Annotated in this window: 22 protein-coding genes; 13 read left to right on the top strand and 9 right to left on the bottom strand. The window is 48.6% G+C overall.

The features are described from left to right. Nucleotides 1-9: 9 nt before the first annotated feature. From B5F54_RS10815 to B5F54_RS10760, 13 genes are all read left to right on the top strand, one after another. Entirely contained in the window at nt 10-201 is a 192-nt protein-coding gene (locus tag B5F54_RS10815; RefSeq protein ID WP_087234079.1) for a hypothetical protein, read from the top strand. A 164-nt stretch (nt 202-365) separates the two neighbouring features. After that, a complete protein-coding gene (locus tag B5F54_RS10810) occupies nt 366-716 on the top strand; it encodes a hypothetical protein (protein WP_140400365.1) in 351 nt (116 codons plus the stop codon). Between the two features lie 18 nt (nt 717-734). Further along, nucleotides 735-1391 carry a DUF6602 domain-containing protein gene (locus B5F54_RS10805; protein ID WP_087234075.1) on the top strand — a complete coding sequence of 219 codons (657 nt, stop codon included), beginning with the start codon at nt 735-737 and terminating at the stop codon, nt 1389-1391. Then, entirely contained in the window at nt 1388-1636 is a 249-nt protein-coding gene (locus tag B5F54_RS10800) for a hypothetical protein (RefSeq protein ID WP_087234073.1), read from the top strand. The genes B5F54_RS10805 and B5F54_RS10800 overlap by 4 nt, the downstream gene beginning before the upstream one ends. Next, the gene (locus B5F54_RS17650) at nt 1626-1802 is read left to right on the top strand and encodes a hypothetical protein (protein ID WP_172749698.1); all 177 of its coding nucleotides are present in this window, start codon (nt 1626-1628) and stop codon (nt 1800-1802) included. The genes B5F54_RS10800 and B5F54_RS17650 overlap by 11 nt, the downstream gene beginning before the upstream one ends. A gap of 105 nt (nt 1803-1907) precedes the next feature. Then, nucleotides 1908-3548 (top strand): recombinase family protein, encoded by a 1641-nt coding sequence (locus tag B5F54_RS10795; RefSeq protein WP_087234070.1) that lies wholly within the window; start codon nt 1908-1910, stop codon nt 3546-3548. A gap of 350 nt (nt 3549-3898) precedes the next feature. Continuing rightward, a complete protein-coding gene (locus B5F54_RS10790) occupies nt 3899-4834 on the top strand; it encodes a DUF1848 domain-containing protein (protein ID WP_087234069.1) in 936 nt (311 codons plus the stop codon). Between the two features lie 457 nt (nt 4835-5291). Further along, nucleotides 5292-5489 carry a sulfur carrier protein ThiS gene (gene thiS, locus B5F54_RS10785; RefSeq protein WP_087234067.1) on the top strand — a complete coding sequence of 66 codons (198 nt, stop codon included), beginning with the start codon at nt 5292-5294 and terminating at the stop codon, nt 5487-5489. Nucleotide 5490: 1 nt separating this feature from the next. Then, a complete protein-coding gene (gene thiF / locus B5F54_RS10780; RefSeq protein ID WP_087234065.1) occupies nt 5491-6144 on the top strand; it encodes a sulfur carrier protein ThiS adenylyltransferase ThiF in 654 nt (217 codons plus the stop codon). Then, the gene (locus tag B5F54_RS10775; protein ID WP_087234063.1) at nt 6141-6917 is read left to right on the top strand and encodes a thiazole synthase; all 777 of its coding nucleotides are present in this window, start codon (nt 6141-6143) and stop codon (nt 6915-6917) included. The genes thiF and B5F54_RS10775 overlap by 4 nt, the downstream gene beginning before the upstream one ends. Before the next feature lie 72 nt (nt 6918-6989). Next, a complete protein-coding gene (gene thiH / locus B5F54_RS10770; protein WP_442856121.1) occupies nt 6990-8150 on the top strand; it encodes a 2-iminoacetate synthase ThiH in 1161 nt (386 codons plus the stop codon). Further along, nucleotides 8137-8721 (top strand): thiamine phosphate synthase, encoded by a 585-nt coding sequence (locus B5F54_RS10765; RefSeq protein ID WP_087234059.1) that lies wholly within the window; start codon nt 8137-8139, stop codon nt 8719-8721. Before thiH ends, B5F54_RS10765 begins: the two co-directional genes overlap by 14 nt. A 275-nt stretch (nt 8722-8996) precedes the next feature. Then, nucleotides 8997-9662, top strand: coding sequence for an HAD family hydrolase (locus B5F54_RS10760; protein WP_087234057.1), 666 nt, complete (start codon nt 8997-8999; stop codon nt 9660-9662). 143 nt (nt 9663-9805) lie between these two features. Here the strand turns inward: B5F54_RS10760 and B5F54_RS10755 are convergent, their stop codons facing one another. From B5F54_RS10755 to B5F54_RS10715, 9 genes are all read right to left on the bottom strand, one after another. After that, nucleotides 9806-10372: a hypothetical protein gene (locus B5F54_RS10755; protein WP_140400364.1), complete on the bottom strand. Its 567-nt coding sequence runs from the start codon at nt 10370-10372 to the stop codon at nt 9806-9808. A 159-nt stretch (nt 10373-10531) separates the two neighbouring features. Next, nucleotides 10532-11215, bottom strand: coding sequence for a C39 family peptidase (locus B5F54_RS10750; RefSeq protein WP_087234054.1), 684 nt, complete (start codon nt 11213-11215; stop codon nt 10532-10534). A 243-nt stretch (nt 11216-11458) separates the two neighbouring features. Beyond that, nucleotides 11459-12223 carry an amino acid ABC transporter ATP-binding protein gene (locus B5F54_RS10745; RefSeq protein WP_087234052.1) on the bottom strand — a complete coding sequence of 255 codons (765 nt, stop codon included), beginning with the start codon at nt 12221-12223 and terminating at the stop codon, nt 11459-11461. A gap of 13 nt (nt 12224-12236) precedes the next feature. Then, complete coding sequence (locus B5F54_RS10740; RefSeq protein ID WP_087234050.1) at nt 12237-12878, bottom strand: amino acid ABC transporter permease; 642 nt, start codon at nt 12876-12878, stop codon at nt 12237-12239. Between the two features lie 44 nt (nt 12879-12922). After that, nucleotides 12923-13822 (bottom strand): amino acid ABC transporter substrate-binding protein, encoded by a 900-nt coding sequence (locus B5F54_RS10735; protein WP_237966203.1) that lies wholly within the window; start codon nt 13820-13822, stop codon nt 12923-12925. Nucleotides 13823-13991: 169 nt separating this feature from the next. Beyond that, nucleotides 13992-14729 carry an ABC transporter ATP-binding protein gene (locus B5F54_RS10730; protein ID WP_087234048.1) on the bottom strand — a complete coding sequence of 246 codons (738 nt, stop codon included), beginning with the start codon at nt 14727-14729 and terminating at the stop codon, nt 13992-13994. A 12-nt stretch (nt 14730-14741) separates the two neighbouring features. Continuing rightward, nucleotides 14742-15509: an ABC transporter permease gene (locus B5F54_RS10725; RefSeq protein ID WP_087234047.1), complete on the bottom strand. Its 768-nt coding sequence runs from the start codon at nt 15507-15509 to the stop codon at nt 14742-14744. A gap of 6 nt (nt 15510-15515) precedes the next feature. Continuing rightward, nucleotides 15516-16649, bottom strand: coding sequence for a glycosyltransferase family 2 protein (locus tag B5F54_RS10720; protein WP_087234045.1), 1134 nt, complete (start codon nt 16647-16649; stop codon nt 15516-15518). Between the two features lie 225 nt (nt 16650-16874). After that, nucleotides 16875-18260, bottom strand: a complete 1386-nt coding sequence (locus B5F54_RS10715; RefSeq protein WP_195560108.1) for a glycosyltransferase — start codon at nt 18258-18260, stop codon at nt 16875-16877. Nucleotides 18261-18379: the final 119 nt, after the last annotated feature.

Genomic DNA, 18379 nt, shown 5'->3' with positions numbered 1-18379 from the left:
GGTAATAAAATGGAAGAATATAAATTAACACTGGGGATAGAGCCCACAGACGATTATAAAAAAGCAAAGCAGGATTTGATTCAGGCAATGAGATCAATTCAAAAATTATCCCCTCAACAGCAGCAAATGTTGGCAGAGGAGTTATTTGGAGCAGCAAATGTTATGGTTTTGAGTCAAATACTACGCCAGTATCTGAGGTGAATATAAAGTATGTTAGAGTTTATAAAAGATAACTGGGCAAACATTTTGCTTATTATCGTAGGTAGCTTTGCCCTTGCAACTTACATATTGCAGGAAAGGCATTCCAAAAGAATTCTTTTCAGATAACACAAAATGTTTTGGCAAATATAGAATCGCAGTTTATTGTGGCCGATCTTAATAATGCTTGCACCGGAGTTACAGCGCAAAATATCACTTCTGCTATGGGAAATATGATTCCGCAAGGCGTTTCGGAAGCAGATCGAAATACGCTTAACGCAATGGTGCAACAAATAGCGGCACAGAATCCCAATTTTGATATGAATCGTTTTTGGAACCTCTATAATCAGCAAAGAAATTGGACGAAGTCTATCATTAACCAAGGGGCATTAACTTCTTATACCCCTGTCCAAATTCGTATAAGTTTAGAGAAAATGCTAAAGAAATATTCGATGCTTGAAATTGGCGGAACAGAAGGCTATCAAATGCTCAAAAAGACTTCTAAACAAAAGTTTTAAGCAAGTGAGAGGTCTATTATGGAAGAAGACGTTACAAAGATATATGAGGAATATTCGGAGGAACTTCTGTTTTGCAAATATTTTATAGCTGAAAAGTTAAAACATCATGCTGAGATGGGTAGATGTGGAGAAAACATTCTCAAAAAATGTCTCCAGGAACGGTTTCAAATGCTAGAATTTGTTACCGGCTTTATTGCTTGGGCCAATCATCAAAGCCCACAATGTGACATCATCGTATGTAGGAAAAATTTTTATAGACGTCAACTAGCCGGAGACATTTTCCTGGTTGAACCAAATGATTGCATAATGGTTATAGAAGTCAAGGGAAATGCAACCTTGGATGATTTAACAGAAACGATTGAAAAAAATAAATTTTTCCAATTGCATGATGAAACAAAACATATAAAATTAGCGATGTTTGCTTTTAAAACTCGTATTGGAAAACAACGATTATATAAAGAGTTCGGTTATAAATATGACAGAAGTACAAAAGGATATATCCAGGAACGACTTCCAGAAGAAAAGACATTAGACTATTTTGTATGCTTACATAGGGAGAGCCTAAATAGCTCAGCACGGGATAAACAAGTATTCTTCTTGAAGGATGGGCAAGATCGGCAGTTCTATGTGCTAGATAACCATTTCCCAATAATGCAGAATTTTTCGAGGCTATGAAGAAGTATCAGGTGTCATTTACGGAAACCACTGTGGAGAACAAAAAGCTGAAACAAGAGAATGCTCAGCTGGTGCAATCCCTGAAGAAAGCTACCCAAGAAAGCACTTTGAAGCAGCTGGCCGATGCCAAGCTGCGGCGGGACTATGCAGACGCCGTTGCTGTGCTGGATCGTATCCCAAAAGAAGTGCTGGCGGAGTACATGCACAAATCGGACAGATGGAGGATAAATGCCTATGATAGATGAGTGGAACGGCTTCGCCGTTTTACTGGCAAATATGATTGAAAAATATGCTGGGGAGCTGGACTTAGATTCTTTGCCTGATCCGGTGTCCCCCGAGGATAAAATCACAAACTGCGGCACAGATAAAAATGTTTGCAAAGAAAATATTGAAACGTCAAAAGCAGCATGATACAATAATCGTGAGATAAGTGTCCAAACACATTTTCCAAGGGAAGAAATGCTTCCCTTGGAAAACACATACGGAACTGTTGAGCAGTATAAGCGAGGAAGGACCATGGCGAAAGAAAAGATAAAAGTTTATACCTATACGCGAGTGTCTACCGCCATGCAGATTGACGGCTACTCGCTGGATGCCCAGAAATCTCGCATGAAAGCTTTTGCAGAATTTAATGATTATGAGATTGCTCACGAATATGAGGATGCGGGAAAATCCGGTAAATCGATTGAAGGCCGTACGCAATTTAACCAGATGATGGAGGACATCAAAACCGGCAAGGATGGCGTTTCCTTTGTTCTGGTCTTCAAGCTGTCCCGTTTTGGCAGAAATGCGGCGGATGTCCTTTCCACCTTACAGGTCATGCAGGATTTTGGCGTCAACTTGATCTGCGTGGAGGATGGTATTGATTCCTCCAAAGATGCGGGAAAGCTGATGATCTCCGTCCTATCGGCAGTGGCGGAAATTGAGCGTGAAAACATCCGTGTCCAAACCATGGAAGGTCGTATCCAAAAGGCCAGAGAGGGTAAGTGGAACGGCGGCTTTGCCCCCTACGGATATAAACTGGTGGATGGCAAGCTGGAAATCAACGAGGAGGAAGCTCCGGCGATTCGCACCATCTATGAGCAGTATGTCACAACCGATTCCGGCGCAAATGGGATCGCAAAATATCTTGAAAATCATGGGATCAGCAAAGTCCAGCGCCAGAACGGGAAAAATCCTCTTTTTGATGCTCGTCTGATCCGCATGATTCTGAAAAATCCGGTTTACTGCGGCAAGATTGCCTATGGCAGGCGAAAAACCGAAAAGGTACATGGAACTAGAAACGAGTACCGTTTGGTAGAACAGGAAAACTTCTTGTTGGTGGATGGTCTGCATGAGGCCATTATCCCGGAGGATATATGGCAGGCAGCACAGGTCAAGTTGGCTGCTCAAGCCAAACGGTATGAACACGTCAACAAAGGGAAAAACGAATGCACACACCTGTTGTCCGGCATTGTGAAATGTCCCGTATGCGGTGTTGGAATGTATGGTAATAAGTGCGTAAAACGGAAAGCGGACGGCAGCAAATACAAGGATTTCTACTACTATGGCTGCAAACATCGCTCTATGACCCGTGGGCATAAATGCGATTACAAGAAGCAAATCCGGAAAGAGCTGCTGGACGATGCTGTGGCGGAGGTAATCTGCAAGCTGGTCAGCAATCCCAAATTTGCGGCGATGATGCAGGAAAAGATCAACATGAAAGTCGACACCACGGCGATTGAGCAGGAAATCAGCAACTATGAAAAGCAGCTTCGTCAGGCTTATTCCACCAAATCCAAGCTGATTGAAGAAATCGACTCTCTTGACCCGGATGATCGGCATTACGGCAGGCGGAAATCAGACCTTGATGATCGGCTCTATGGGATGTATGATAAGATTGAAGAATTAGAATCCCTGCTGATTGCAACCAGAGCCAAAAAACAGTCCATTGAGGCAGAAAAGCTGACCGGCGATAATATCTACAAGGTCCTGATCTACTTCGATCAACTCTATGGAAAGATGAACGACAGAGAGAAACGGCAGTTGATTGAGGAACTGATCTCTGAAATTCAGATTTACCCGGAGCGTCAGCCCAATGGCCAGTGGTTGAAATCTATCAAGTTTCGGCTGCCTATCATCGAGGAAGATATGAATATCAGTTTGGACAACGAATAGCAAGTTGAATGTGTTACCTTATTCAAAAGAAAGTCAGGCAACATCTTATGAAGGATTCTCACCCTGCAAATATATTTCTATCCGCAATGCAATGGATAGGAAAAACGGTTTCCATAAACAATCTACATAATCATTTAGATCTCATTGACAATGCAAGAAACGAGGCCAAAAAGCACGATTGGCTACACCACTGTACAAACCGCCAAGCTTTCTTGAGCATGCTCAGGAGCAATAAATATCGGAAATAATTCTTGTTAGCAGCGTACGATTGAATCCTATTACCGGACAGCCAGATACAACTTCTCGAATAGGAAGCGCCGTTTTACCGCTTTCTAAAAGGATGTGAAGCGATGATTCTCAGCGCCAGCCGCCGGACGGACATTCCCAACTACTATATAGATTGGTTCCTGCACCGCGTCCAAGAGGGTTTTGTGTATGTCCGCAACCCGATAAATCCACATCAAATCAGCCGCATCTCTTTATCGCCTTCGGTGGTGGATTGCATCGTCTTTTGGACCAAAAATCCGGAGAACATGCTCCCCCATCTGGGAGAGCTGGCGGCATATCCCTATTATGTCCAATTTACATTGACCAGCTATGGCCGGGATATCGAACCCAATCTGCCTGACAAAAAGAACCGCCTAATCCCCACCTTTCAGGCCCTCTCTTCCAAAATCGGCAAAGAGCGGGTCGTCTGGCGGTACGATCCGATCTTTCTCAACCGCCGGTACACCGTTTCCTACCATTTGGCCTCCTTTTCGGAAATTGCCAGGCGCCTGCGCGGGTATACGGAAAGGGTGGTCATCAGCTTCATCGACCTCTATGCGAAAACGAAGCGCAATACAGCGGGACTTTCTCTGTATCCCCCAGAGGGGGACACGCTGTTCCATATGGCCGGGCAGATGGCCCAGATCGCCGCTGAGAACGGCATGGCCATCGAGAGCTGCGCGGAGTCCTGCGACCTACAGGCGGTGGGCGTCCAACACGGAAGCTGCATCGACCCTCGTCTGATCGAGCGGATCATCGGCTGTCCTCTCCGCGCTGGCAAAGACCGCAACCAACGCGCAGCGTGCGGGTGTGTCGAGAGCATCGACATCGGCGCTTATCACACCTGCCGGAACGGATGCAACTATTGCTACGCCAATTTCAGCCCGGAAAAAGTCGCCGACACCGTCCGGCTCTATGCGGAACATGCGCCCCTTTTGTGCGGAACGGTTGGGCCACAGGATCAAATTACGGAACGGCCTGTCCGTTCCCTCAAGGACATGCAGCTCCGTTTGGAGTAGGCGGCCATCTTCTGAGAAACCGGGATTTTCTCCTGGCCGGCGCACGGCACGGGCGGCAGCCAATGCCCCTGTTCAAAGCCCCTGCCCACACTTCCATGCAAGAAACTCACTATCCAAAACTTGACAAATTCCGGTGGATCGTGTATAGTAGACCCGTAAATGGAACAGGGGAGCTTATACATAGGCTGAGAGGAAGTTGCGAACTTCGACCCATAACCTGACTTGGATAATGCCAACGTAGGGAAAGAACGGACCCTACGGGAAATGCTTGGCATTTCCCGTTTTTGTATGCATCCCGTCTGCGCACATTTTACAGGTTCTCCAACAGGAGAAGACAATTGAATCGGAACGGTTGAGAGTGAACGAGAGTTCACGAAGGGGTACACCACCGCGGGTGTATTTTTTCGTGAACTCTTTTTTCTTTGCTTACAGCCGGATTCCAGAAAGGAGCTGCATGATGATTCAGATCAATGGCACCGCCGTCGAACTTGCGGAGGGGACGACCCTACAGGACTACCTCGACCAAAACCAGTACAATCCGGCCCGTGTCGCCGTTGAGCGGAACGGCGCGATTGTCCCAAAAGCTGCGTACCCTTCGACCGTCCTCGCGGACGGCGACCAAGTGGAAATCGTCCATTTTGTAGGAGGTGGCTGATTTGGAACCGCGCAACCCCATCACCAAAGAACAGATTCAACGCGCGCTGCGGGAGCGCCATTCCGCAGGCGTGCAGGACAAGCTGGACCACGCGCGGGTGGCTGTCGCAGGGCTCGGCGGTTTGGGTTCCAACGTCGCGTTTGCTCTGGCCCGCATCGGCGTCGGGCACCTGCACCTGATCGACTTTGACCGCGTGGACCTCGCCAATTTAAACCGCCAGCAGTATTTCCTCCGGCATTTGGGCATGTACAAAACCGACGCCCTAAAGGAGGAACTGCTGCAGATCAACCCCTATCTGGACATCCGGACCGACTGCATCCGCGTGACGGAAGGCAATCTTCCGGAGCTCTTTGCAGAGGACCCGATTGTCTGTGAAGCCTTTGATTCCCCGGAGGCAAAGGCGATGCTGGTGAACGGCATCTTGGAGCATTTCCCGCAGGCCTTCCTGGTCTCCGCCTCCGGAATGGCTGGATACAGCGACAGCAACCGCATCCAGACGCGCAAAATCACCGATCATTTTTACCTCTGCGGCGATGGGATAGCTCAGACGGGGCCCGGCTACGGCCTGATGGCTCCCCGCGTAGCGCTCTGCGCAGCGCATGAGGCCAATTGCATCGCACAATACATCTGTACAACAAAAGGAGAAGAACCATGAATACACAACAGGATCTTTTGACCATCGGAGGGCATACCTTTACCTCCCGATTCATCCTTGGTTCCGGCAAATATTCGCTGGAGCTCATCCAGGCTGCCATTGAAAAGGCGGGCGCGCAGATTGTCACACTGGCGCTTCGCCGCGCAAACGAGGGCGGCCTGGCCAACATCCTCGACTATATCCCCAAAACCGTCACCCTGCTCCCCAACACCTCCGGCGCGCGCAATGCCGACGAAGCGGTCCGCATTGCCCATCTCGCGCGGGAACTGGGCTGCGGCGACTTTATCAAAATTGAAGTGATCCACGACTCCAAATACCTGCTGCCGGACAACTACGAGACCATCAAGGCGACGGAGGTCCTGGCAAAAGAGGGATATGTCGTCATGCCCTACATGTATCCCGACCTGAACGCCGCCAGGGATCTGGCCAACGCGGGCGCGGCCTGCATCATGCCGCTTGGCGCGCCGATCGGCACGAACAAGGGCCTTTGCACCAAGGAGTTCATCCAGATCCTGATCGACGAAATCGACCTCCCGATCATTGTGGACGCCGGCATCGGCCGTCCTTCGCAGGCGTGTGAGGCGATGGAGATGGGCGCTGCCGCTGTGATGGCCAACACCGCCATCGCGACCGCTGGCGACATCCCCGTCATGGCGGAAGCGTTTCGGCAGGCGATTGAGGCGGGCCGCAAAGCTTACCTCTCCGGCCTAGGCCGCACTCTGGAAAAGGGTGCAAGCGCTTCCTCCCCTTTGACCGGCTTTTTGAGAGAATAAGGAGGGAATCGCGCCATGGCACAGAATGAACATATCAACGAAAGCATCCTGAGCGACGAAGTGCGGCAGGATATGAAAAAGGAACGCATCGATCACATGACATACCTGCCGGGCATGGAGGTTTTGGATTCCGACATTGGCCAGCAAGTTCTGGATCGCACCGCCGCCTACGATTACAACCGCTATACCGCGGAAGACGTCCGCCGCGCTCTCCGGCATGAAAACCGCACTCTGGAGGATTTCGGCGCGCTGCTCTCCCCCGCTGCCCTTCCGCTTTTGGAGGAAATTGCACAGGTAGCCCAGCAGGAAACCCGCAAGCATTTCGGCAATTCGGTCTGCATGTTTACGCCGCTATACATCGCCAATTACTGTGAAAACTACTGCATCTACTGCGGCTTCAACTGCCACAATAAGATTCACCGCGCGCAGCTGAACGCCGAGCAGATCGAAAAGGAGATGGAGGCGATCGCCGCTACCGGCCTACAGGAGATCCTCATCCTAACCGGAGAAAGCCGCTCCAAATCCACGGTTGCATACATCGGCGAGGCCTGCAAAATTGCGCGCAAGTATTTCAAGGTGATCGGCCTGGAAGTGTATCCGATGAACTCCGACGAATACGCCTATCTTCACCAGTGCGGCGCCGACTACGTCACGGTCTTCCAGGAAACGTACAACAGCGACAAATATGAGACGCTCCACCTACAGGGCCATAAGCGGATTTTCCCGTACCGGCTGAACGCGCAGGAGCGCGCCCTAAAGGGCGGTATGCGCGGCGTCGGGTTCGGCGCGCTGCTGGGGCTGGACGATTTCCGCAAGGACGCCTTCGCCACCGGCTGCCACGCCTGGCTGCTTCAGCGCAAATACCCGCACGCGGAAATCGCCTTCTCCTGCCCACGTCTCCGCCCGATCATCAACAACGACAAGATCAATCCCATGGATGTCCACGAACCGCAGCTTTTGCAGGTGGTGATGGCTTACCGCCTTCTGATGCCGTTTGCCAGCATCACCATCTCCACGCGGGAATGCGCGCGCGTGCGGGACAATCTGGTCTCGATCGCCGCGACGAAAATCTCCGCAGGTGTCAGCACGGGGATTGGCGAACACTCGGACGAGATCGAAGCAAAGGGGGACGACCAATTCGAGATTTCCGACGGGCGGAGCGTGGACGAAGTATTCCACGACCTCCAAAAGCTCGGCCTACAGCCGGTGATGAACGACTATGTCTACGTATAATCGCTCCGTCGTCGCGGTTACAAACCGAGCACTCTGTACCAGGCCCTTTCTCGAACAGGTGGAGCGGGTCTGCGCCTTCCAGCCCGCCGCCCTGGTCCTGCGCGAAAAGGACCTGGACGAAAGCGCCTATGAAGCGCTGGCGGCGGACGTCCTGGCGATCTGCAACCGCCACCGGGTTCCCTGTGTCCTTCACAGCTTCCTCGATGTGGCAAAGCGTCTCGGTGTAAAACAAATCCAGCTCCCCCTGTGGAAGCTGGAAGAGGCCGCCGCGGACGCCAACCGGCCGTTGGACAGCTTTTCCCGTATCGGCGCATCGGTGCATTCCGTGGAGGATGCACGCCGCGCCGGACAACTCGGGGCTTCGTATCTCATCGCGGGCCATATCTTCGCAACGGGCTGCAAGCCGGGGATTCCCCCCAGGGGGTTGGCGTTCCTGCGGGAGGTCTGCCGCGCAGCGTCCGTGCCCGTCTATGCGATCGGCGGCATCTCCCTTGATTCCGAGCAAATGCAAAGCGTTCTTTCCTGCGGCGCGGCAGGCGTATGCATTATGTCCGGGATGATGCGCCTGTAAATCCTGCCGGAATGCTTTCTCCGGCCTGGATTTCGCGGGAGACTGGCCTGCATCCTTTTTGGTCAAGTGCCCTTTCGATCAAACGCCCTCGCAAAGTCTTGCCGTCCAACACAGTTGCGGTTTACGCCCCAGGTTGGTATAATACATACGGAAAAGCCGACCCACCGGCATAAAAACAGCGCACGATCGTGCGGGACCTTTAGGGCAGCCATGAGATATTGCACCGGCAAAGCATCTGAAGTTGCGCATTGCCCCAAAGCGGAAGGAGAATCACCATGGAACGGATTACAGCGGTTATTTTTGATATGGACGGTCTGATGTTTGACACCGAACAACTCTATGAACGCACATGGGGCCAGGCGGTATCGGAACAGGGAAAGGTTTTTACACGCGAAATTCACAGCCTGATTATGGGCCGCAGCAAGGCCGATTCCGCACAGATCTTGCTGGACGTCTATGGGCCGGATTTCCCTGTCCAGAAGGTCATCGACCGCCAGACGCCGCTCTTTTTTGAGGCGTTGCAGACGGAACAGATCCCCGCGAAAAAAGGGTTGTTTCCCCTGTTGGATGCACTGGAACAGCGCGGCTTAAAAAAAGCCGTCGCCTCCTCGTCCCAGCCCAAAAAAATCGATTTCCTGCTGAAACAGCACGGCTTGGAGCACCGTTTCGATTGTGTGGTCAGCGGGCACCAGGTCCACGCCAGCAAACCGAATCCCGAAATTTTCCTGCTGACGGCAGAACAGTTGGGGGAACCGCCCGCAAATGTCCTGGTCTTGGAGGACTCCAACGCCGGAATCCGCGCTGCGCACAACGGAGGGTTCCGTTCCATCCTGATTCCCGACCTCTGCAAATTGGAACCGGACGTTTTGCAGCTTTGTCTGCGCAAGGTGGACAGCTTGGATGATGTCATCTCGATCATCGATGCGATCAACGGCCGTTGATCGGCGAAACATTCTATAGAAACGGAAAGCCATGGTGTCTAAAGCGATAAAACACTTTAGACACCATGGCTTTTCTGTTTGATGTCCGTAGTATCCAGTGAAAAAAGCGTTAGAAGGGTCTTAAAACATTGCCGGACAAAAGATCAAGTCATAGCCGGTTCCGATGCGGTGCCCACTTGTATCCAATTCGAAAGATTTTGTTTAAACGCATCATAGACTTCGAATGTCCATTGGTAATCGTAGTCTCCTGGATTCTCCTGCTCCCATTTCTCCATAGTCGCTGGAAACCCTTCCGGCAGTACATAGCTGGTCAGGTCACACACCATCCACCCATCAACTTCGCAGACCTCTTTTTCGCGGAGTTCCTCTACTGGGACTTGTTCCCCTTGAATCTGTATGGTGTTTCCATCTGCCAAATCTTCGCCGCGGTAGCATTGTAAAAGGAACATCACGTGGGAGGTATAATCGATTCCACTTTCTGTGGTTTCAACCGTCACAAAGGTGAGATTTCCTCCATAATCTGCGCGTTTTACAGAAAACCATTCCTGTGTCGCATCCTCCATGTGCCATGTGTCCCATATAATGCGCTTTTGATCTGTATTGGGGTCGGAAAAAACCTGATCCGCTGTGATCGTCAATCCGGCATCTTTCAGGGAGTATCCTTGGATTTCCTGAATGGCGTCCGGCTCTGCCGGCGTTGATGTTCCCACAGGGATTTCCGACGGCCCAGCAGAAGAAAGGGGACTCCCCTTATCAAAACGATCATCCGAGGGCCCTGGGGCCGTTGTGCAAGCAAGCAACGCAAAGCATAAGAAAACCACCGCTCCAAAGAAGAAAGTCCACTTCATAACAAGCTCCTTTTTGCATGATTAATAGCTATACCTTAAAATTCGATTCACCCAATATCCATTATTCGTATAGTCCTGTAAAGTTGCTTTATTGTCGGATGCTGGATCCTTAATATAAACTAATTCGCCGCTATAAGCATATGCGACTACAAAATGCGTTGTATAGCTGTTTTCCATTCCAATAATCACTGGCAAGCCTTGACTGATTCCATCCGCGACATAAGCCGCTGTATCGGCTACAGATACGTTTTTAAATTCATTCACATCTACTGATAAGCTACAACGTTGACCTGCGACGACAGATTGAAAAGGACAAGCGGCCGTTGTAATAATCTTATTGACCCGTCCAGGATCATAATCTAAATTTCTCAGATAATCTGCAACCATTGTAAAACTTGTAAGCATACAACCATATGTTCCTATATCAACATTTTGTACCTGCATTAAGTCATTGCTGTAAGATTGTCCGCTTTGTTGCCAACGTTTTATGGATATTTCCCCTCTGCCTTTTGAACGAAGCAACATCTTCCCCTTTGCAAGTGATGCGGCATTCGCACTGACATATTCACTTGGACGGATTCCCTGCAACGACTCTATAGAGAATTTTCTAATAAAAGGTTGCGGAATTGCAAATACTGTCTGCGTATTTATTACAAAACAAAACAGCAAAGCGATCGTCAATAAAGTAAATATACTCTTTTTCATAATATTACCTCCTTGTATTGTCTATGTACAATTTATAAATCAATCTTTCTCATTGGAATCACCCTTTCTGATATAAATTTACTATATTTTTTACTATTAGTCAATATTTTTTAATTAATATCATTTAATAATAAAATGGCATCTAAAGAAGTCATCGCTTACTTTAGATGCCATATGTGTACATAAAAATAATCCTCTACAATCGCTATTCTACAGCTTAGGATAGTGATTGTAGAGTCTTTTTTACATATCGTGATACCGCGCCAAAAATGCGCGGGTGCGTTCATTGGTCGAACTGTCAAAGAGCTGTTCCGGTTTTCCCTGTTCGACAATCGTGCCGTCATCCATAAACACCACATAGTCGGCCACGTCGTGGGCAAACTTCATCTCGTGTGTAACAACCACCATGGTCATATGCTCTGCGGCAAGTTCCCGGATTACCTTGAGGATCTCCCCAGTCAACTCAGGGTCCAGCGCGGAAGTTGGCTCGTCAAAAAACAGGATTTCCGGTTCCATGGCCAACGCGCGCGCAATGGAAACCCGCTGCTGCTGTCCTCCGGAAAGCTGATAGGGATAGGCGTCCGCCTTGTCCGCCAGGTTCATTTTTTTCAATAGCTCGCGCGCGGTTGTCTCCGCCTCCTCCCGCTTCTTTCCCAGCACACGGACCGGAGCTTCCGTAATATTGCGCAGCACAGAAAAATGCGGGAACAGATTAAAATTCTGAAACACCAGGCCAATGCGCAGACCAATGCGGCTGCATGTCGCTTTATCCGCATAGACCGCCTTCCCATCCGGCCCATTTTTGACCAGCGTCTCCCCACATAGGGTGATGGCGCCGGAATCGACCGTCTCCAACTGGGTGACACAGCGCAGGAAGGTACTCTTTCCGGAACCGGAGGGTCCGATGATCGCCAACACTTCGCCCTTATTCACGGAAATAGAAATTCCTTTCAATACTTCATTTCCATCAAAGCTCTTTCGAATTTGTTCCGCCTGTAATATCTCCACGGTCCTTCCCCTCCTAACGGTAATAGCTGAGGCGCTTTTCTGCCACGGTAAAGCAGCGCGTCACGATGCCATTCATCACCAGATAGAAAATACCCGCGATCAGGAACGGGGTCATGTCGACCGCCGAGGACACCCAATTTTCCGTAATGCGCAGCAATTCGACCACGCCGATCGCCTGGGCCAGCGATGTATCTTTGACCAATGTGATGAACTCGTTGCCCATCGGCGGGATGATCCGCTTGACCACCTGCGGCAAAACAATTCGGAAGAAGGTTTGTTTCTTGGTAAAGCCCAACACCTTTGCCGCCTCATGCTGTCCCTGCGGGATTCCTTCGATTCCTCCACGGAAAATCTCTGCAAAATAGGCGGCATAATTTAAGGCAAATGCCACCTGCGCGGAAATCACGCGGTCGAGCTGAATACCAAAAATGGGCTTTAAGCCATAAAAGATAAACAGCAATTGCAGCATCAGCGGCGTACCGCGCATCACCAGTATGTAGAACCGCACAGGCAAATTAATGATCGGATTTTTGGACATACGTCCCAGCGCCACCAACAATCCCAGTGGCAAGGAAAAAAGCAGCGTGGAAAAAAAGATGCGCAGCGACATCAGCGTCCCTTCCAACATCTGGGACAGCAATACCTGGTAATTCACGCTGCAACCACCTCCTTTTCAGCCCTTTTCATGGAAATTGCTTCTTATTCCTCCGCCGGAATCGTTGTGACGTCTTCCCCGAACCACTTGTTGGAGATTTCCGCCAACGTGCCGTCTGCCGACATCTCTTTCAAAGCGCCCTCTACTTTTTCCTTCAAAGCGTCGTCGCCCTTGCGGAAACCGATGACATAGTTTTCCTCTGCCAGGGAAGCGTCGTCGCCGTTTTCATCCTGCAAGATGGTATAGGCGCCGGGGTTGTTCTGCAAATAGTAGCGCGCCACCACTTCGTCGATGGCAATCGCATCAATGGTTCCATTCTGGATTTCCATAACAGCCTTGGAATAGTCGTCGATCTGTACGACTTCTTGAAGCGTATCCTTGAAGTCAGGGTTCTCATTCAGCGCAACCTCAGCAGAAGAATCCGCTTGCACCCCGACAATCTTTCCCGCCAGATCGTTCAAACCCTGATAGGTGGAATCGGATTTCACTAAGATGATCTGGTCGTTCTTCATATAAGGGATACTGAGATTAAATTCCTCTGCGCGCTCCGGCGTTTCACTGAAGCCGTTCCAGAGGCAGTCGACATTCCCATTGCTGAGCTCTGCGGATTTGCTATCCCAATCGATGGGCTGTGTGACCAGCTCAATCCCCAGCCGGCTGCACACCTCGGTTGCCACATCGATATCAAACCCAACCAATTCGCCGGTCTGCGTATCGACAAAGCCCATCGGCGGGAATGCATCGTCCAAGCCCAGTATGAGCTGGCCCGCGCTTTCGACCTTTGTCCAAGATTCGTCAGCCGCCTCTCCTCCGGTTTCCGACGCCATATCGCCATTCGTGGCCAATCCCGCAGCGTCGTCTCCATTCCCTGTTGCTCCGTTGCCACATCCCACGCAGCCGATGACCATCAGCGCCGCCAGAAAAATTCCCCACAGTTTTTTCATGCGTACTCTCTCCTTCTTAAATCTCTCAAAAATCAGATAAAGCCCCTCCGCTGCCGCGCCGGACCACTGCCGGGAGTGTGGAGGGGTGATATACCAATATAATACTAGATTAGCGAGATAAAGTAAAGAGGCTAATGCGCCTCTTAATGCCACTTTTCCAAAAATTCGCCTATTTTTTTTGGCTTAAGAATTCTTCATAGCGGTCGCAGAGCTCGTTGGCGTCACCAAAGGCAATCTGCTTCCCACGCTCCAGCCAAAGGGCTTTGTTGCACATACTTCGCACCTGCTCCAACAGATGGGAAACTAAGATTGTGGTTGCGCCGCCATTGATGATCTCCATCATTTTTTCTTCGCTCTTTTTCCGGAACGCGCCGTCGCCTACGGAGAGGACCTCATCCAGAATCAAGACATCCGGCCGTACCAAGCAGGCAATGGAAAATGCCAGCCGGGATTTCATACCGGAGGAGAGCTGCTTGAAGGGACGGTCCTGAAACTCTTGCAAGCCCGAAAAGTCGATGATCTCCTCATACTTTTCGTTCATAAATTTGCGGGTATAGCCGAGCATCGCCCCGCGCAGATACGTATTTTCGCGCACGGTCAAATCCCCGTCAAAGCCACTGGCCAATTCCAGCAACGCGGCAATGGACCCGTTGACCTTGACCCAGCCCTTTGTTGGCACCATAATGCCGGTGACAGCCTTTAGGAGCGTGGATTTGCCCGCGCCGTTGCTGCCAATGATCCCAAGCATGTCCCCGCGTTCCAATGTGAATGATACGCCGTCCACGGCCCAGAATTCCCGCACATGGTAATTCCGCTTGATTTTGCGGAGCACATACTCCTTGATCCCGATGTCTTTAAAGTCCCCTAGGATATAGCGGATGGAGACATCCTTCGCTTCTATGATCATCGTAATGCCTCCTTACACATAATACAGGAACTTATAATTGTATTTCTTATAGATGAATGCACCGATCAATAAGACAACCAACGCGTAAAAGGCGCACAATAGATGGAAACTCGGCTCCGGGATATCGTTTTCAATTACAATCTTGCGGAAATAGCGGATATAAACAAAAATAGGATTTAGATAGAACAGATAGCGGATGTGCAGAGAAAACGCTTCTATGTTATAGAAGATTGCAGAAAAATACATAATGACCTGTGTAACCACCGTATAGAGATATTTGACATCTTTGAAAACCATATACAGCGCAGATAGGATAAGTCCCATGCCGATATTGAACACAACCAGGCATCCGATTGGGTAGAGCAGCAAAAGGAAGGTCCAACGGAATGGAATCCCATCGATCGCCACAAAGAGAAGGAACACGACTAATGTCAAACAAAAATTGATGAAGGACGAGACGTTTTTCGACAATAAAAACATGTATTTGGGTACATTAATTTTTGAAAATATTGTGGAATTGTCCATCAACGAGGACATACCACTATTTGTCGCATCGGTAAAATAGGAAAATACCAGCTGTCCACTAAAAAGATAAATCGTATAATGGGGCGTAGACCGCCCAAAGAACTGCGTAAAAACCAAACTCATGACCAACAACATCAGCAAAGGGGATAGGACGCTCCAAAACATCCCCAATACGGTGCGTTTGTACTTTTTCTTAAAATCTCTTTTTACCAGCTCCTCAAAGAGGAACTGGTATTTCCGCATTTTTTGTAACATGTTCGTTCACCCTAATCTATTTTTTAACGTTTTTAATACTTCATTTAAAGTATAGAACAATCCGTGATGATAGAAACACAAAAGAATTCCTCGCCACTTCCGTAATCCGGGTAACGGCTTCTTATCAAGGTTGTTAGACCCTGTTAAATTAAAAATAGAATCCTTATTGCTAGGAATGGATGCGTTACATAAATGGATCAAAATTCTATAATCTTCATCGTTGTAAAAATAATCACGATCCTCTATATGAGAATGGATGCCTAATTCCATAGCAATCTCTCTCCGAAAACATTCGCATATATCCCGAAAGCTCTCTTCGTTCTTTACCTTTCGTAGAGCATTCATTGTACAGCTTAAAGCAAAATTTACAAAGCTTTGCTCTACATTCTGAAAGGCCTTTCTCTGCTCTAAAGACTTCTTTAAAGCTCTACATGCTGTATAAAAGTCAAGGGGGGATTGTTCTTGTGTGTTTTGCAAATTATTTTTTGTATCTACGCGGTAATACAATAAAGAGCGGTCAATCGTGACAATCCGCTCTGCAAGTGCCAACGCCAAATTTACAAAATATACGTCGTTTGTACTACGTGTCCCCTGAAAAAGGATTTGTTCCCTTTGTATGAATTCCCTATTAAACAATTTGTTCCACGGCGCCGCTGTTGTGATTTGAAAAATTTGAGAATATATATCATGCATTGAAAAAGGCTGCTTTTGCGGTATTAAATCTTTATTATATAACCACTTTCCTTTAAAAGTAATCTTTGTTTGGTCGGAAAAACATTTTACATTAAATATCGTAATGTCTGCCCTGTATTGTTCACTGCATGCGTAAGCCCTCCTCAACATATCTGGGTGAAAGAAATCGTCCGCATCCAAAAAGATCAAATATTTTCCCTTTGCAAGCTCCATCCCTCGGTTCCGAGCTACTCCTGCATACATATTTTTCTGCTCAACAACAATTACACGTGCATCTTGGGAAGCATATCTCCGAAGTATTTGTTTTGAAGCATCCTGAGAACCATCATCTACACAGATCACTTCTATCTCCCTAAAGGTTTGCTGCAAAATACTATCCAAACACTTTTCTAAATATTTCTCCGCATTATAGACAGGAATGATAACCGATATCTTTGGTGTATCCATCGTCTAACCCCCATTACGGTGAACCATAAAAAACGCCATAGAATGCACAAGCAATTCATTGCGACAAGATCCCCTAAAAGAATAGACGCAATTAAACGGCTGATTATTAAGATATATTGTATATCATAGAAATTTTGTACACCTTACTTTTAAGTCCTATGAATTATACATTAGTCAAAGAGTCTTTTCAATTTGCTTCATGATCGTCACCAAATCTCTCATACATTATTTTATAGGAACATATTGCCTGTAGATCGCTTCATACTTGCTTGCTTCCTCTATCGTAGACGGTTGCCTCGACGGGAAACCATCGCCGGAGAAATGAGCGGCGCATTCCAAGGCATTCAGCAGTGCGTCTTCATCCCCTGCTTTAAAAAGAAAGCCATTCTTCCCCTCTTGTATCGCTTCCGGCATTGCCCCCATCTGGGAAGCCACCACCAAGCATCCTGTAGCGATTGCCTCACGAACCACGAAATTATACGTCTCATACCACAGGGAGGGGACAACAATACAATCGTGTGTTCGGTAAATCTCCGGCATGCGCTTAAACGCAACCGGCCCACGAAAGTGAACCCTTTGATCGTTTCCTGCTAGCTGCTTTAATTGCCGTTCATAGGCATCCGTTCCTGTCCCATACAGCTCCAATGTATAAGCTCCAGACAGGCGTCGGAAAGCAGCAATGAGCATATGGATTCCTTTCAATTCCGAAAAGGTGCCTACATACGCAAAAGCCTTGACTCGATTGACCGGCCCACGGGAAAAAGAAAATTCGGGTGCAATCCCATGCGGGATCACATATGGCACAACCTCCGGAAATTCCTGATGAACCACGGACGCCACAAATTCGGAGGGTACGGAAACAGCAGCAGCCTTTTGCAAAAGTTGAGCTGCATATCTATAACGCTGGGAAAAGTCCGGAACCGTATTCGTTTTGCATACCGCTGCGCATCGCCGTCCCTGTTTACAGCCGGGGCAAAAATGTCCCTGCCGGTCTACCATTGTAGCATAGTGGCAGAAAATATTGAAGTCCGTCAATGTCACAACATAGGGAATCTCACGCTCTGTACACGCCTGCAAAAACGCCGCCATCGGCTGCGGATAGGCACAATGCACCATGTCCGGACAATCCTGCTTCAGAAAATACATGGCAAAACGATGCATGGATCGATCATTCGGATCGATGCGTTTATAAAACAACCCATAAGGTGTCTTGCGATAGCGAAACTCTACCACTTCAAGCCCTTCAAAGAGGAAGGTCCGATACAGGATATCTCCTACTGAAAATGGGTACTCGTTACAATCTGCCGTACCCAGAGTAAAAACTTTTACCCGGTGCCCTTTTTCCTGTTGGGCCCGCGCCATATTGAATACAAAGCGCTCCGTCCCGCCCTGCCGGTTCGGATAAAAATAATGGACCAAATAATAGATACAGAACGGTTGAACCCTCTCTTTTATAACCGGAAGTTCTCTCTCTGGACAAGGTGGAAAAGTGGGTACTTCTGTCTTCCCGTCTGTGTGAAAACGCTTTCGGTCAACAACATATTTTTCCCAAACTTTTGCGGCTGTTCCCTTTAAACCATAATATCTGCAAATAGATAATAACGTTTTCACTGCGAATAGCCACTTCCTTTCAGACCCATAATTTACCAATCCCTATCAATTTTGCCATTCCGAAATGAAGCATACGCTTGAGGTAAATCGGTCTTTGCCGTCAACCGAGTCCTTTTGAT

Source organism: Anaeromassilibacillus sp. An250 (assembly GCF_002159845.1).
In the GTDB taxonomy this organism is placed as follows: Bacteria; Bacillota; Clostridia; order Oscillospirales; family Acutalibacteraceae; genus Anaeromassilibacillus; species Anaeromassilibacillus stercoravium.
The sequence above is the reverse complement of the archived record's forward strand: the minus strand, read 5'-3'. Positions and strand labels throughout refer to the sequence as shown.